15 protein-coding genes and 2 pseudogenes are annotated in these 13,945 nt (G+C 68.3%); 12 read left to right on the top strand and 5 right to left on the bottom strand.

Features of this window, described 5'->3' with window-relative positions; genetic code table 11:
- Positions 1-64: 64 nt before the first annotated feature.
- From LK409_RS22830 to LK409_RS19120, 3 genes and pseudogenes are all read right to left on the bottom strand, one after another.
- A pseudogene (locus LK409_RS22830) lies at positions 65-900 on the bottom strand (DUF4880 domain-containing protein).
- Positions 901-935: 35 nt separating this feature from the next.
- Positions 936-1,445 (bottom strand): sigma-70 family RNA polymerase sigma factor, encoded by a 510-nt coding sequence (locus tag LK409_RS19125; protein ID WP_010929423.1) that lies wholly within the window; start codon positions 1,443-1,445, stop codon positions 936-938.
- A gap of 173 nt (positions 1,446-1,618) precedes the next feature.
- Positions 1,619-1,789 carry a hypothetical protein gene (locus LK409_RS19120; protein WP_225665520.1) on the bottom strand — a complete coding sequence of 57 codons (171 nt, stop codon included), beginning with the start codon at positions 1,787-1,789 and terminating at the stop codon, positions 1,619-1,621.
- A 334-nt stretch (positions 1,790-2,123) separates the two neighbouring features.
- On the opposite strand from LK409_RS19120, the gene LK409_RS19115 reads away from it, so the two are divergent.
- Genes LK409_RS19115 through LK409_RS19100 form a run of 4 tightly spaced genes read left to right on the top strand, consistent with a single transcriptional unit; the run spans position 2,124 to position 4,009 of the window.
- Positions 2,124-2,441 (top strand): 2Fe-2S iron-sulfur cluster-binding protein, encoded by a 318-nt coding sequence (locus LK409_RS19115; RefSeq protein WP_010929422.1) that lies wholly within the window; start codon positions 2,124-2,126, stop codon positions 2,439-2,441.
- Between the two features lies 1 nt (position 2,442).
- Positions 2,443-2,742 carry a hypothetical protein gene (locus LK409_RS19110; RefSeq protein WP_003815427.1) on the top strand — a complete coding sequence of 100 codons (300 nt, stop codon included), beginning with the start codon at positions 2,443-2,445 and terminating at the stop codon, positions 2,740-2,742.
- Between the two features lie 18 nt (positions 2,743-2,760).
- Complete coding sequence (locus LK409_RS19105) at positions 2,761-3,066, top strand: 2Fe-2S iron-sulfur cluster-binding protein (RefSeq protein WP_003815425.1); 306 nt, start codon at positions 2,761-2,763, stop codon at positions 3,064-3,066.
- A 10-nt stretch (positions 3,067-3,076) separates the two neighbouring features.
- Positions 3,077-4,009, top strand: a complete 933-nt coding sequence (locus LK409_RS19100; protein WP_010929421.1) for an ornithine cyclodeaminase family protein — start codon at positions 3,077-3,079, stop codon at positions 4,007-4,009.
- Positions 4,010-4,017: 8 nt separating this feature from the next.
- On the opposite strand, the gene LK409_RS19095 is transcribed toward LK409_RS19100, so the two are convergent.
- Both LK409_RS19095 and LK409_RS19090 read right to left on the bottom strand, forming a co-directional pair.
- Positions 4,018-4,740, bottom strand: a complete 723-nt coding sequence (locus LK409_RS19095) for a GntR family transcriptional regulator (RefSeq protein ID WP_003815421.1) — start codon at positions 4,738-4,740, stop codon at positions 4,018-4,020.
- Between the two features lie 98 nt (positions 4,741-4,838).
- Positions 4,839-5,582, bottom strand: a complete 744-nt coding sequence (locus tag LK409_RS19090; protein ID WP_003815420.1) for a sulfite exporter TauE/SafE family protein — start codon at positions 5,580-5,582, stop codon at positions 4,839-4,841.
- Between the two features lie 229 nt (positions 5,583-5,811).
- Here LK409_RS19090 and LK409_RS19085 point away from each other — a divergent pair.
- The 8 genes and pseudogenes from LK409_RS19085 (at position 5,812) to LK409_RS19050 (ending at position 13,945) form a co-directional block, all read left to right on the top strand.
- Positions 5,812-7,226 (top strand): annotated as a pseudogene (locus tag LK409_RS19085) (hypothetical protein).
- A gap of 119 nt (positions 7,227-7,345) precedes the next feature.
- Positions 7,346-8,077: a TenA family transcriptional regulator gene (locus LK409_RS19080; protein WP_003815418.1), complete on the top strand. Its 732-nt coding sequence runs from the start codon at positions 7,346-7,348 to the stop codon at positions 8,075-8,077.
- A 44-nt stretch (positions 8,078-8,121) separates the two neighbouring features.
- Positions 8,122-9,582: an aldehyde dehydrogenase family protein gene (locus tag LK409_RS19075; protein WP_003815417.1), complete on the top strand. Its 1,461-nt coding sequence runs from the start codon at positions 8,122-8,124 to the stop codon at positions 9,580-9,582.
- A 24-nt stretch (positions 9,583-9,606) separates the two neighbouring features.
- On the top strand, positions 9,607-10,086 hold the full coding sequence (locus tag LK409_RS19070) for a GlcG/HbpS family heme-binding protein (RefSeq protein WP_003815416.1): 480 nt from the start codon (positions 9,607-9,609) through the stop codon (positions 10,084-10,086).
- 18 nt (positions 10,087-10,104) lie between these two features.
- Entirely contained in the window at positions 10,105-11,115 is a 1,011-nt protein-coding gene (locus LK409_RS19065) for a 2Fe-2S iron-sulfur cluster-binding protein (protein ID WP_010929420.1), read from the top strand.
- A gap of 118 nt (positions 11,116-11,233) precedes the next feature.
- Positions 11,234-11,974, top strand: coding sequence for an ABC transporter substrate-binding protein (locus LK409_RS19060; RefSeq protein ID WP_003815414.1), 741 nt, complete (start codon positions 11,234-11,236; stop codon positions 11,972-11,974).
- 191 nt (positions 11,975-12,165) lie between these two features.
- Positions 12,166-13,155, top strand: a complete 990-nt coding sequence (locus LK409_RS19055) for a YVTN family beta-propeller repeat protein (RefSeq protein ID WP_003815413.1) — start codon at positions 12,166-12,168, stop codon at positions 13,153-13,155.
- Entirely contained in the window at positions 13,139-13,945 is an 807-nt protein-coding gene (locus LK409_RS19050) for a polysaccharide deacetylase family protein (RefSeq protein WP_010929419.1), read from the top strand. The genes LK409_RS19055 and LK409_RS19050 overlap by 17 nt, the downstream gene beginning before the upstream one ends.

The raw sequence follows: 13,945 nt of genomic DNA, 5'->3' as shown, positions 1-13,945 counted from the left end.
ACCGGACAGGGAACAGGCATTTTTTTTGCCGAGGGACGTTCTTCGCTCATGGCTGGCCGCTTGTTCACGTCGTGGCGCCGGCGGGCCGGGGCCCGACGGTGATCCAGTACGGCGTTACATAGGACAGTTGCACCGGCAGCAGCGCCGGCAGGGCGCGCAGGATGTCGTCGGTGTGGGCCAGCTGGAACACGCCGGACAGACGCAGGCCGGCCACCCTGGGGTCGCAGAGCAGCGTACCCGGGCGGTAGCGGCTCAGTTCGCGCAGGAAGTGGTCCAGGCGCATGGCATCGGCGCGCAGCACGCCGCGCAGCCAGTCCGGCGAGCCATCCAGCGTTTGCGCCGCACCCTGCAGGGCGCCGTCGTGCCACGCGATGCGTTGTCCGGCCGCGACCGAGTGGGTGCGGTTGTCGGCGCCCTGCCAGAAGGCCAGCCCGGCCACCACGCCGAGCAGGCCGTCGGCATCGTCCTGGCGCAGCCAGAGGTGAGCCGCCTCCGTGCGGATCGGTCAGCACGCGGCAGGGGCGGTCGGCTTCGAGGTAGATTTCGCCGCGGTGCAGGCGCAGGCTGAGCATGCCGGAACCGTCGTCCAGGCTGACGGCGGTGCCGGTATTCAGGCGCAACTGCGTGCCCGGGCCCAATGCCACCGTGCGGGTTTCGCCGGTGCCGGTGCGCAGGTCGGCCAGCCAGCCGCTGTTCCGGGCGCCCCGCAGCGCGGCCCAGGGCGGCCTGGCCCACGGCCGGCGGGATGCGGTCGAACATGCTCGTCAGCCGGCGGGCGCGCTGCCAGGCGCGTTCGTGCTCGGCATGGCTGGCGCGCCAGTGGTCGCAGGCCTGGATTTCGTCGGCGCTGGCCTGGCCGGAGCCCAGCCGCACGAGCCAGCGGGCGGCCTCGCGCGCCACCCGGCGCTCGATCGGCGCGTCGTCGCCGGGCGGATTCAGGGGGCCAGCAGGATGCATTGCTCGTAGCCCTGCGCGATGTAGCGCTGCACGGTGCGCACCGATACCTGCAGGCGCCGGGCGATGTCCGCATAGGGCAGGCGTTCCAGCTGGGCCAGCAGGAACGCCTGGCGCACTTTCGGGGCCAGGCTGTGCAGAAAGGCATCGATCTGGTCCAGGGCTTCCAGGATCAGGGCGCGTTGTTCGGGCGAGGGGGCGTGCGCCGGCGGCAGGCTGGCCAGGGTCTCGAGGTAGGCCCGTTCGAGCGAGCGGCGCCGGTAGTGGTTGACGACCAGCCGGCCGGCGATGGTCAGCAGGTAGGCGCGCGGCTCGCGCAACGTGGCGAGTTCGGCACGGTGGCGCAGCACGCGCACGAAGGTGTCTTGCGCCAGGTCGGCGGCGTCGTAGGCATCATTCAGCTTCTTGCGCAGCCAGCTTTGCAGCCAGCCGTGATGTTCGCGGTACAGCGCGTGGACGGCGTCCTGGGGGGCGAGGGAGGTGAGGGGCACGGTAGGCAGGCGCGATGATAATGCAAACCACTATCATTCTAGATAAAAACCGTGCGCATGCAACCGGTGCCTGCCGGCGCGCCAGCGCCGACGGCCCGCCGCCGGGCAGGCGCGGGCCAGGTCATGGCAGGGGAATGGGCCGGGGCGCCGGGCCAGGCCGGCCGGCCTGGCGCTCAGCGGGCGTCGAGCGCGGGCTCGTCGGAGCCGGGGCGGTTGGCGGCCTTGCGGCGCAGCGGGGCCAGCAGTTCGGCCAGCGTGAACGGAAACAGCGGGATCGTGCGGCGCAGTTCGGCGCGCTGGGCGAAGTGCGGCAGCAATTGCTGGCCGATACGGGTGTGTTGCATACGGGGCGTAACGGTTTTCATGGTTAGTACCTATTGCTTTATCTACCAAGCAATTGTACATCGAATACCGTTTCGATGCAGTCTTGGCCCGCTTTGCACAACAATGGCCGTGGTTTTTGCCGTCCATATGCCTGATTCAATAGACTAATCAAGCAATTGGCGCGGTTTGCAGGCGCGCGATGCGGAACTGTGCTCCTATCGGTGAATTCCCTAGGCCGGCATAAACTGCATACGATATACAATGTTCATAACGGCTGCCGAGTATCGGCGCCGGTACGAGCGGGGCCGCCCATGGCGGCCCGGCATTCCAGGACATTGTGAGCGCGAATCGGCCATGCCTATCGTTGTATTCCACAAGGGCGACGAGACCTTTGCCGATGAGGTGAAGGACAACACCAATCTGGTGGTGCGCGCCGGGATCAAGCAGTTTCCCTATCCGAACCTGCGCTACCAGTGCGGGATGGGCAAGTGCGCCACCTGCGCGTGCCGCATCCTCGCTGGCGGCGAACACCTGCCCGAGCCGAACTGGAAAGAGAAAAAGCAGCTGGGAGACCGGCTGGCCCAGGGCTATCGCCTGGCTTGCCAGCTGTGGATTACCCACGATATAGAGCTGCGCCAGGACGCGGCGGCGCCGGCCGGCGGCGGAGACTGACATGTACGTGATCCTGACCAACAAGCCGGGCCAGTTCCATACCGAGGCGGGGCCCGAGTTCGAGGTGGTGGAGGAGTACGACTATCTCTTCTATGGGCAGCGCAAGGCCATCTACCAGATCGCCACCCTGCGCGGCGAGGCCAAGGTGGCGATCGTCGAGGAAGGACCCGGCGCGGTGGTCAACCACGTGCCTTCCAAGTTCCTGGAGAAATTCGAATCGCTGCAGGGCGCGCGCGACGCGCTTACCGATCTGACGCGCTTTGGCAGCATGCAGGCCGAACTGGTTCGGCGCGACGCCTGAGCCGCCGACAACCCAATCGTGAACACCATGGTCGAAATCACCTTCATCACCAACGGCGGCAAGGTCGTCACCGCGCCCGAGAACAGCAATCTGCTGCGCGTTTCCCTCAAGGAGCAGGGCGGCATTCCCTTCAAGTGCGGCGGCGGGCTGTGCGGGACCTGCAAGTGCCTGATCGAATCGGGGCTGGAGCATACCGACGCCATCAAGCCCAAGGAGCGCCGGCACCTGACGCCGGAAGATTTCGAGCGCGGCTACCGCATGGCGTGCCAGACGTTCGTCAACGGCGACATCAAGGTGTCGTGGCAGAAACCCAAGCCCGTTTGAGGGAGCGCGCATGCTGCACATCGACGACGCAATGATCGAGGACGCGGTCACCCCGCAGGCCGCGCAGGAGGTGCTGCACGCCGCATTCCTGGACTTCGGCCGGGGCTCGGCCGCCATGCAGCGGCGCGTGCGCACCGAAGCCGGCGGCGTGAAGCTGTCGACCCTGGGCGCGGTGATTCCCGGCCAGGGCGTGGCGGGCGCCAAGGTGTACACCACGATCAAGGGGCAGTTCCAGTTCGTGATCCTGCTGTTCTCGGCCGCCGACGGCCGGCCGCTGGCGACGTGCGACGCAGGCACGCTGACGCGCAAGCGCACCGCGGCGTGCACGGTGCTGGCCGCCGGCGCGCTGGCCCGTCTGCGTTCCAGCGTGCTGGGGCTGTTCGGCGCCGGCACCCAGGGCGTCGAGCATGCGGCGCAGCTGAGCGCGCGCTTTGCCCTGGAGGCCATCCTGGTCCATGACCCTCATGCCTCGCCCGAGGTCGTGGAGCGCATCGGCCGGCGCTGCGGCGTCCCGGCGCGCATGGCCGCGCCCGCCGACATTGCCGCGCAGGCCGATATCGTGGTGACCGCAACGCGCTCGGCCACGCCGCTGTTTGCCGGGCAGGCATTGCGCGCGGGCGCGTTCGTGGGGGCGATCGGGTCCAGCCTGCCGCATACGCGGGAACTGGACGACGAGGTCTTGCGCCGCGCGCGGGCGGTCGTGGTGGAGTGGCGCGAGCAGACGCTGTCCGAAGCGGGCGACCTGGTGCTGGCCGCGCCGGATACCGGCCTGGACGCCAAAGTGGTCGAACTGGCCGATGTGCTGGCCGGGCGGGCGACGGCGCGCCAGGCCGATGAAGATATCGTGATCTACAAGTCGGTGGGCGTGGGGCTGGAGGACGTGGCCCTGGCCGGGTACGCCTACCGCCGCCTGGCCGCCCAGCGCGGCTGGCCGGCGCCCTAGCGCGGCGCTCAGGCCGCCGAGGGCTGGTTCTGTTGCTGCGCCTCGGTGTAGGCGCGCGCCGCATTGTGGACGTGCTGGGTGGCCAGCAGCGAGGCCAGTTCGCCGTTGCCGGCGATCACGGCATTGAGGATCTGCGCGTGTTCGTCCCAGTTCTGCTTGGCGCGTCGCATGTTGCTGGGCGCGAACAGCAAGGCGGTGCGGTCGCGCAGCGAGCGCATCAGGTCGGTCAGCACCACGTTGCCGGCGATGGTGGCCAGCATCTCGTGGAACTGCGAGTTGAGCGCCAGGAATTGCTGCAGGTCGTCGCTGCGCGCCGCTTCGGTCCCATCGTCGAGGAACTTGCGCAGCCGCGTCACGGTGGCGTCGTCGCGGCGCTGCGCGGCCAGCTTGGCGTTCAGGCCTTCGAGCGTGGCGCGGACTTCGACCATGTCGTAGGCGATGGCCTCGGACAGCACCGCCACCGATGCGCCGCGGCGCGGCTCGATCGTGACCAGGCCTTCGGCGGCCAGGGCGCGCAGGGCTTCGCGTACCGGGATGCGCGACACACCCATGTCGTCGGAGAGCCGGCCTTCGATCAGCCGGTCGCCCGGCGTGAACTCGCCGCTGAGGATGCGTTCGCGCAATTTGTCACGGATGACGGCGAACAAAGGCGTGTGCTGCTCGCCGATTTTCAGCGAAGGGGCGGAATGGCCGGCGTCGAGCGGATACGTGCTGGGACCAGAAAGTGCCATGGCGTTGTGCGAGCAGATGGGACAGTGAATACAGTGTCCATTGTATTACTCTGCTACACCGTCCGTGCAAGCCGCCCGGCGGCGGCCCGGCCGCGCCTTCAGGCGCCCAGCGCGGCGCGCGCCAGCACGACGAGCGCGCCGATGGCGCAGATGCCCAGCAGGATGCGGCGCACGGTAGCCGGCCGCATGCGCTCCTTCAGGCGGCTGGAGCAGGAGAAGCCGAGCAGCAGGAACGGCAGCAGGCCGACGCTGAGCAGGAACTCGTTGACGCCGTAGCGGTCGGCCAGCGACAGCATAGTCAGCGAGAAAGACGCCCCGATGAACAGGATCAGCCCCAGCGTGGCGCGCAGGCGCGGCGGCGGCGAATGCTGCATCATGATGGCCAGCGGCGGCGCGCCAACCGAGGTGATGGTGCCCATGACGCCCGAGGCCAGGCCGGCGCCCGACATCTGGGCGGGCGAAGCGCTGATGCGCACGCCAGCCACGCTGATGCCCACCGCGGCCAGGATGGACACGGCAAACAGCACCGATAGCAGCTGCGGGGCGAAGCGGGTCAGGGCATAGACGGCCACCAGGGTGCCGGCGAAGCGTCCGACCAGCGTGTAGCCGACCGTAGCCCAGTCGATGGCCGCCCGTTCGCGCAGGGCGGTCAGCAGCGACACGAAGCCGCCCAGGGTAAGCAGCGGCCCGGGCGCCAGTTGCGGAAAGAAGATTCCCGCCACGGGCGCGGCCAGCATGGCGAAGCCCACGCCGCCTATGCCTTGCGCCACCGCGGCAACGAAAACCGTGGCAGCCATGGCGGCGAACAACCAGGGGTCGGGGGCGTAGGCAAGCCAGGGCATGGTCGATGTTTATTAGTATACGATATGCAATCATAACGGCACGACCTGCCGCCGGCAAATCAATGCAGGGGTTTTTACGGGTTATCCCTCGAAAAACAGCCTCTGTTTGGTAGGCGGCGCTATGGTATTCCCTAGTTTTTCCGGCTTTCCGCTTTGACGGCAATCAAACTAAATATAGTATACAGTTTGAGCGTGGGCCTCAGCCCGTGCGTGGACAAGGGGAAGCGGTATGCAGTCGGATGTCGTGCTGGGCGCCGCCCATTGGGTGTACCTGCTCAGTGTGGTGGCCATCATTCTGACGATGGTCTTGCGGGCCAATGTCGTGGTTCCGTCGGTGCTGGGCACCTTCCTGGTCGTGCTGGCGTTCACGGGCAGTCCCATCCAGGCGCTGGTGGGCATTTTCACCGCCAGCTTCGTGGCGGCCAAGGAGCTGTTCAATATTTTCCTGGTGATCACCTTCATGACGGCGCTGCTCAATGCGCTGAAGGTGCTGCAGGCCGACGTGCGCATGGTGCAGCCCTTGCGCCGCGTCATGACCAACGGGCACGCTTCGTTCCTGATCCTGGCCGGCTGTACCTATGGCCTGTCCCTGTTCTTCTGGCCCCCGCCGGCGGTGCCGCTGGTGTGCGCCATCCTGCTGCCGGCGGCGGTGGCAGCCGGCCTGCCGCCGCTGGCGGGCGCGGCGGTGAGCGCCGCGGTGGTGGCCGACCGGGCGCTGGTGCTGTCGGTCATCACGGGCGCGATCGCCCTGGTGATGACCTACCTGTTCATGCGCAAGCACATTGTGCCGGGCGATACGGCGCTGCTGGCGGCCTGGCAGGCGCGCGCGCAGGATGGCGAGCTGGAGCGCATCGAGGGTTCGGGCTCGTTCGACAAGGCCGAGCTGGCGCGCGGCGCCAGCCAGCCGGTCAAGGGCGGGGCCGAGGCGCGCCTGGCTGGCTGGTCGCGCGCGTTTGCGCTGATCACGCCCATCGCTTTCCTGGGCGTGATCGCGCTGATGGCCTTGCCGCGGCTGGTGCCCGGCCTGCCGGCGCTGCGCGGCGGCGACGCGGCCGCGCTGGTGGGCGGGGTGGCGTTCATGCTGATGATGCTGGCCACGCTGGCGGCCGAAGGGCCGCGCCGCATGCTTGATGTCTGCCCCGAGCATGTCACCGACGGCTTTGTGTTCGCGTTCCGCGCCATGGGCTCGGTGCTGCCCATCGCCGGCTTCTTCTTCATCGGCGCGGCCGAGACCGCCGCGCCCATCCTGGGGCTGGAATCCGGCCATGCGCCGGGCCTGCTGTTCGACCTGATCAGCGCCGCCCAGCACCTGATTCCCGAAAACCACTACCTGGTCGCTTTCGGCGTGCTGCTGGTGGGCATGGTGACGGGCATCGACGGCTCGGGCTTCGCCGGCCTGCCGCTGACCGGCACCCTGTCCGGCGCCCTGGGCCCGGTGGTGGGCATCGACCCGGCGACCCTGGCCGCGGGGGCCAGATGGGCGCCGTATGGACCGGCGGCGGCACGCTGATTGCCTGGTCCTCGCTGATCGCGGTGGCCGGCTTTGCCCGCGTGCACGTGCTGGACATGGTGCGCGCCCTGATGCTGCCGGTACTGCTGGCCCTGAGCGTGTCCACGATTGCCGCCATCCTGATCTGGTCCTGAGGCGGCGTCGGGCCCGGGATGCGGGTTTTCCCGGGCTTTTATTTAGTGCTTACAGTATACAATATCCAAACATTCTCGCCAGCGCGCTTCGCGCCAGCGCTATCTACAAGGAGCAGACCATGTCGGATTTGATGAGCCGAGAAGAATTCCGCAGTGCGTTGGAAAACGCCATCAAGGGCAAGAGCGCCAACGCGTCGCCGTTCAGCATCGCCTGGGCCAGCGGCCAGCTCAGCCGCGAACACCTGGCGCGCTGGGCCGAGAACCACTACCACTATGTCGGCCCGTTCGCCGATTACCTGGCCTATATCTATGGCCGTACGCCCGATACCTATACCGAGGCCAAGGACTTCCTGCTGGCCAATATGTACGAAGAGGAAATCGGCGGCGACCGCCATACCGACCTGCTGATCCGCTTCGCCGAGGCCTGCGGCACCACGCGCGAGCGCGTGGTCAGCCCCGACAACATGTCGCCCACCACGCGCGGCCTGCAGAGCTGGTGCTATGCCGTCGCCATGCGCGAGGACCCCATCGTGGCGGTGGCGGGCCTGGTGGTCGGCCTGGAGTCGCAGGTGCCGTCGATCTACCGCAAGCAGACGCCCACGTTGCGCGAGAAGTACGGCTTTACCGACGAGGAAGTCGAGTTCTTCGACCTGCACATCGTCTCGGACGAGATCCACGGCGAACGCGGCTACCAGATCGTGCTCGAGCACGCCAACACGCCCGAGCTGCAGCAGCGCTGCCTGCGGATCTGCGAAGTCGGCGCCCAGATGCGGCTGCTCTATACCACCGCCCTGTATACCGACTATGTGCAGCACGAGCTGTCGCTGGACAAGCTGAAGCTGGCCGCCTGAACCGCGCCGCCGCGAGGCGGCGCCCGCAACCTGAAAGGTCTGATGTGGAAGATCTCCGGAACCACGAGTTCAAGAACTATATCGGCGGGCAATGGGTCGCCTGCGCCGCGGGCAAGACCTATCCCAACGTAAACCCGGCCGACACCGACGACATCGTGGGGCGCTTCCAGGCCTCGCAGGCCGAGGATGCGGCCGCGGCGGTGGCCGCCGCGCAGGCCGCCTTCGACGGTTGGCGCAACCTGGCCGTGTCCAAGCGCGCCGCGCTGATGCAGCGCGCCGCCGACTACCTGGAGGCGCACGCCGAGCAGTTCGGCCGCGAGCTGACGCGCGAGGAAGGCAAGGCGCTGAACCTGGCCAAGGACGAAGTCCTGCGCTCGGCGCAGACCATCCGCTTCTACGCGGCCGAGGGCCAGTCGTTCAGCGGCGAAACCTTTGTCAACGACGATCCGGACATGGTCGTGTACAGCCAGCGCGAGCCGCTGGGCGTGGTGACGGTGATCTCGCCGTGGAACTTCCCGGTGTCGATCCCGGCGCGCAAGATCGCCCCGGCGCTGATCACCGGCAATACCGTGGTGTTCAAGCCTTCCTCGGATGCGCCGCTGTCCGGCCTGCGCCTGGTCGAGGCGTTCGAGCAGGCGGGCCTGCCGCCCGGGGTGCTGAACCTGGTGACCGGCAGCGCCTCGGCCATCGGCGCGGCGATCACCCAGGCGCCGCAGGTGCGCGCGGTGTCGTTCACCGGCTCGACCGCGGCGGGCGAGCAGATCCACCGCTCGGTGGACATGACCACCCGCACGCAAATGGAGCTGGGCGGCAAGAACCCGCTGATCGTCATGGCCGATGCCGACCTGGACCGCGCCGTGGACCTGGTCGTCAAGGGCGGTTTTTCGCTCAGCGGCCAGGCCTGCACGGGAACCAGCCGCGTGCTGGTGGACGCGCCGGTCAAGGCGGCCTTCACCGAGAAGCTGCTGGCCAAGGTCAAGGCCCTGAAAGTGGGCAACAGCCTGGAAGGCAGTTTCGACCTGGGTCCGCTGGCCACCGCCAGGCAGCTCGAATCGGTGATGCGCTACATCGAGGTGGGCAAGCAGGAGGCCCGGCTGCTGTATGGCGGCGAGCGGCTGGACGGTCCGGGCTACGAACGCGGCTACTACCTCACTCCGGCGGTCTTTGCCGACGTCACGCAGCAGATGCGCATCGCCCGCGAGGAGATCTTCGGGCCGGTCATCGCGCTGATCGAGGTCAATGGCTATGAAGACGCCATCGCCAAGGCCAACGACACCGAGTACGGCCTGGCCGCGGCCATCGCCACCACCAATGCGCAGTACGCGCACCGTTTCGCGCGCGATATCCAGGCCGGCACGGTGAAGATCAACCGCACCACCACGGGCAACCTGATCAATGCGCCGTTCGGCGGCCTGAAGCGCTCCAGCACCTCGACGTTCCGCGAGTCGGGCCGCATCGGGCTGGAGTTCTATACCCAGATCAAGACGGTCTACCGCGCCGGCTGAACCCCACACGTTTGAAGGGACGACATGAAACAGATCTATCGATTGGAATTGGAAGAAGCACGCGTCATGATCCAGGCCGCGATCGCCAAGTCGGAGGAAATCGGCGTGCTGGAATCGATCTGCATCGTCGATGACGGCGGCTATCCCATCGCGCTGGAGCGCATGAATGGCGCGCGCATCACCGGTCCGCAGATTGCCTGGAACAAGGCGTTCACCGCCGCCGGCCACAAGCGCTCGACGCACCTTTTCAACACGCCGCCCAACGGCCCGGCCTTGCCGGGCAACGAAGCCTTCGGCATCCAGTGGAGCTTCGAAGGCAAGTTCGCCGTGTTCGTGGGCGGGTTTCCCATCGTGGTCGATGACGAGGTCATCGGCGGCGTCGGCCTGAGCGGCGGCAACGGCGAGCAGGACACCAAGGCTGGCGTGGCGGCGCTGCAGGCGCTGGCCGACATGCTGGCCGAGCGCGGCATGAAGGTGATGGTCGCCGCGGACATCAAGAAGTAGACGCACGACGGAACCGCCATGGCTTATCGCATTCATCTGATGGAAACCGGCGAGCAGTTCTGCGCCGAGCCCGGCGAGTCGGTGCTGGACGCCGCCACGCGCGCCAACGTCCGGATGGCGCACGAATGCACCTTCGGCGGCTGCGGCACGTGCCGCGTCAAGCTGCTGGAGGGCAGGGTCGAATACGAAGAGCAGCCCATGGCGCTGAGCGAGGAAGAGGCGGCGTGCGGCTATGCCCTGGTGTGCCAGGCGCGCGCCTGCTCCGACCTGGAGATCAGCGTGGCCAGCGGGCCGTCCTTCGCCGAGCCGCGCCGCATCGCCGCCCGCGTGGCGCACATCGCGTCGCTGTGCAGCGATGTGACGCACCTGGCGCTGGAGGTCGATCCCGACCAGTGGCCGGACTACCGAGCCGGGCAATACATGAACATCGTGCTGCCCGATGGGCAGACACGCAGTTTCTCGATGGCCTCCGATCCGCGCCGTGGGCGGCTGGATTTCCACGTGCGCCGCATTGCCGGCGGGCGCTTCACCGACCGCTGGCTGGCCGCCGCGCAGGCGGGCGCCCCGCTGGAGATCGAGGCGCCGCTGGGCACTTTCTGCTACCACGAGCAGGATTACCGGCCGCTGGTGATGGTGGCCACCGGCACCGGGCTCGCGCCGATCAAGGCCATGCTGGAATCCCTGCTGGACGACGACGAGTGTCCGCCGGTCAGCCTGTACTGGGGCATGCGCACCGAAGCCGACCTGTACCTGCGCGACGCCATCGCGTCATGGCAGGGCCGGTTGTACGAGTTCGATTTCGTGCCGGTGCTGTCGCGCCCCGACGCCGGCTGGCGGGGCCGCAGCGGCTATGTGCAGGATGCGGTGCTGCAGGACTTCGACGACCTTTCCGAGCACGCGCTCTACCTGTGCGGGTCGCCGACCATGATCGCGCAGGCCAAGCACCGCTTCGCCGAGCGCGGCGCCAGCCTGGACCATCTGTACGCAGACAGCTTCACCTTCCAGCATCCGCTGGCGGCCGCGGCCTGACGGGCGGGTGCCCGGGGTGCCTGTCCCAGCGGGGACAGGCACCCGAGTAGATAGAATAGGCGTTCGACCTCAATCCGGCCGCGCCCTGGCGGCGCGGCCCCGTCCTGCGAGCGCCGCCATGATGATCGACCCCGAATTGCGCCCGGCCTTCCTGCCTGCCGGCAAGTTGCGCGCCGCCATCAACCTGGGCAACCCCATCCTGGCCGGCACCGATGCGGCCGGCCAGGCCGTCGGCGTGTCGGTCGACCTGGCGCGGGAATTCGCCCGGCGCCTGAACGCCGGCATCGAACTGCGGGTGTTCGACACCGCCGGGCAGTCGGTCGACGCCGTCACCCGGGAAGAAGCCGATATCGGTTTTTTCGCCATCGATCCGGCGCGCGGCGCGGGCATTGCCTTCACCGGCCCCTATGTATTGATCGAAGGGGCCTATCTGGTGCGCGACGACTCCCCGCTGCAGGCCAACGAAGACGTCGACCGAGCCGGCACGCGCGTCACCGTGGGCAAGGGCAGCGCCTATGACCTGCACCTGACGCGCGCCCTGCAGCATGCCGAGATCGTGCGCGCGGCCAGCTCGCAGGCGGTGGTCGACACCTTCCTGGCCCGGCGGCTGGATGTGGCCGCCGGCGTCAAGCAGCAGTTGCAGGCCGACGCGCGGCGCGTGGGCGGCGTGCGGCTGCTGCCGGGACGCTTCATGGTGATCAGGCAGGCGATGGGCCTGCCCAAGGCGCGCGGCGAAGCGGCCGCCGCCTGCCTGGATGCCTTCGTCGAGAGCATGAAGGGCAACGGTTTCGTGGCCCAGGCGCTGGCGCGCCATGGCATCCAGGGCGCTTCCGTGGCGCCGCCCGGCCGGGACGGCTGAGGCGTCCGGCCAGGCCGGCGATGGGGCCGCGCCGCCCACGCTGTTGCCGGCCCGCAACAAGCGGCGGGGTTTGCCGGCGCGGCCCGCGGCGGCGCGCTTTTCGGCATGCCGCTATGCCACAATAGCGCCGGACCGCCTGACGATGCAGCCGGTCGTGCCCCGTCGATTATTCCTTTTGCGGTCGAGCGATCTTGAACCCCCTGCATATGGTCCGTTGCGCCCTCGCCGGCGCAGGGTTGGCCTGCTGTGTCTCGGCGATGGCGACGCCGATTTTCGTGCTCAATTCGCTCAATGCGGATGTCAGCATCATCGATTCGCAGACCTATGCCGAAATGCGCCGCGTGCCGACCGGCAAGGAACCGCACCATCTGTACCTGACGCCGGACGAGCAGTCCCTGATGGTGGCCAACGCCATGAGCGACACCATCACGCTGCTCGATCCGCGTACCGGCGCGGTGCAGCATACCCTGACCGGCATCGTCGATCCCTACCATCTGCGTTTCTCGCCGGACATGAAGTGGTTCGTCACGGCGGCCAACCGGCTTGACCATATCGATATCTACAGCTGGGAACGGCGGCCCGAGGGGTTCGACCTGAAGCTGGCCCGCCGCATCCCGGCCGGCAAGACGCCCAGCCATATCGCCATCGACAGCGGCAGCCGCGTCGCCTATGTGACGCTGCAGGACAGCGACCAGTTGATCGCCATCGACCTGGGCACGCAGGCGCCGCTGTGGACCATCCCGGTCGGCAGGACGCCCGCCGACGTGTTCGTCACCGGCGACGACAAGACCCTGCTGGTGGCGCTGACCGGCGACAGCTATGTCGAGGCCTATGACCTGACTGCCAGCCCGGCGCGGCTGGTCAGGCGCATCAAGACCGGCGCCGGCGCGCATGCGTTCCGCGCGCAGGGCGACGGCCGTCATCTGTTCGTCAGCAACCGCGCCGCCAACACCATCAGCCGCATTGATATGCAGACGCTGGAAGTGGTGGACAGCTATCCGGCGCCGGGCGGCCCCGATTGCATGGATGTGCTGGCCGACGGCAAGACACTGCTGGTGACCTCGCGCTGGGCCGGCAAGCTGACCGTGATCGACCTGGAGACCAAAAAGGTGAGCCAGCAGGTGCGTGTCGGCAAATCGCCGCACGGTGTGTGGACGCTCGGCCATGCGGCGGCGCGCTAGCCTGCTGGGCGGATTGGCCGCCGCGCTTGGCGCGGTGGCCGCCAGCGCGGCCCCTGTCGCGGGCGAGCCGGCCGCGGCCTGCGCCAAGCCGGTGTACCTGACCTTCGATACCGGGCACATGGGCGTGGCCGACCTGGTGGCCGAGGTGCTGGCGCGCCATGGCGTGCGCGCCACCTTTTTCCTGGCCAACGAGCGCACGCTGGATGGCGGCGGCAGCCTGGACGGGCAATGGGCCGCGTGGTGGCGCGCCCGGGCCGCCGAAGGGCATGTGTTCGCCTCGCACACCTATGACCATGTGTATTGGCAGCGCGACCTGCCCGATGGCGGGTTCCGCGTGCGGCCCAGCGCCGGCCCGCGGGCCGGCGTCAGCCAGGACTGGAGCGCCGCGCAATACTGCGCGGCGCTGCGGCAGCCGGCGCAGCGCCTGCGCGAGATGGCGGGCGCGGCCATGCTGCCGCTGTTTCGCGCGCCCGGCGGCAAGACTTCGCCGGCGCTGCTGCAGGCCGCGCGCGCCTGCGGCTACGCGCACGTGGGCTGGGCGCCGGCGGGCTTCCTGGGCGACGAACTGCCCAGTGACAAATACCCCAACCCGGCGCTGCTGCGCCAGGCGCTGCAAAATATCCGTCCCGGCGATATCCTGTTGGCGCACCTGGGCATCTGGTCGCGCAAGGATCCCTGGGCGCCGGCCGTGCTGGAGCCGCTGATCACCGGGCTGCAGGCCAAGGGGTTCTGCTTCGCCACGCTCGATACCCATTCGGCCTATCGGCCATGGATTGCCTCGCATCGCTGA

The organism is Bordetella parapertussis (genome assembly GCF_020735925.1).
GTDB classification, from domain to species: domain Bacteria; phylum Pseudomonadota; class Gammaproteobacteria; order Burkholderiales; family Burkholderiaceae_B; genus Bordetella; species Bordetella pertussis.
Note: the sequence above shows the minus strand (reverse complement) of the source record. Positions and strands in the feature narration are given on the sequence as shown.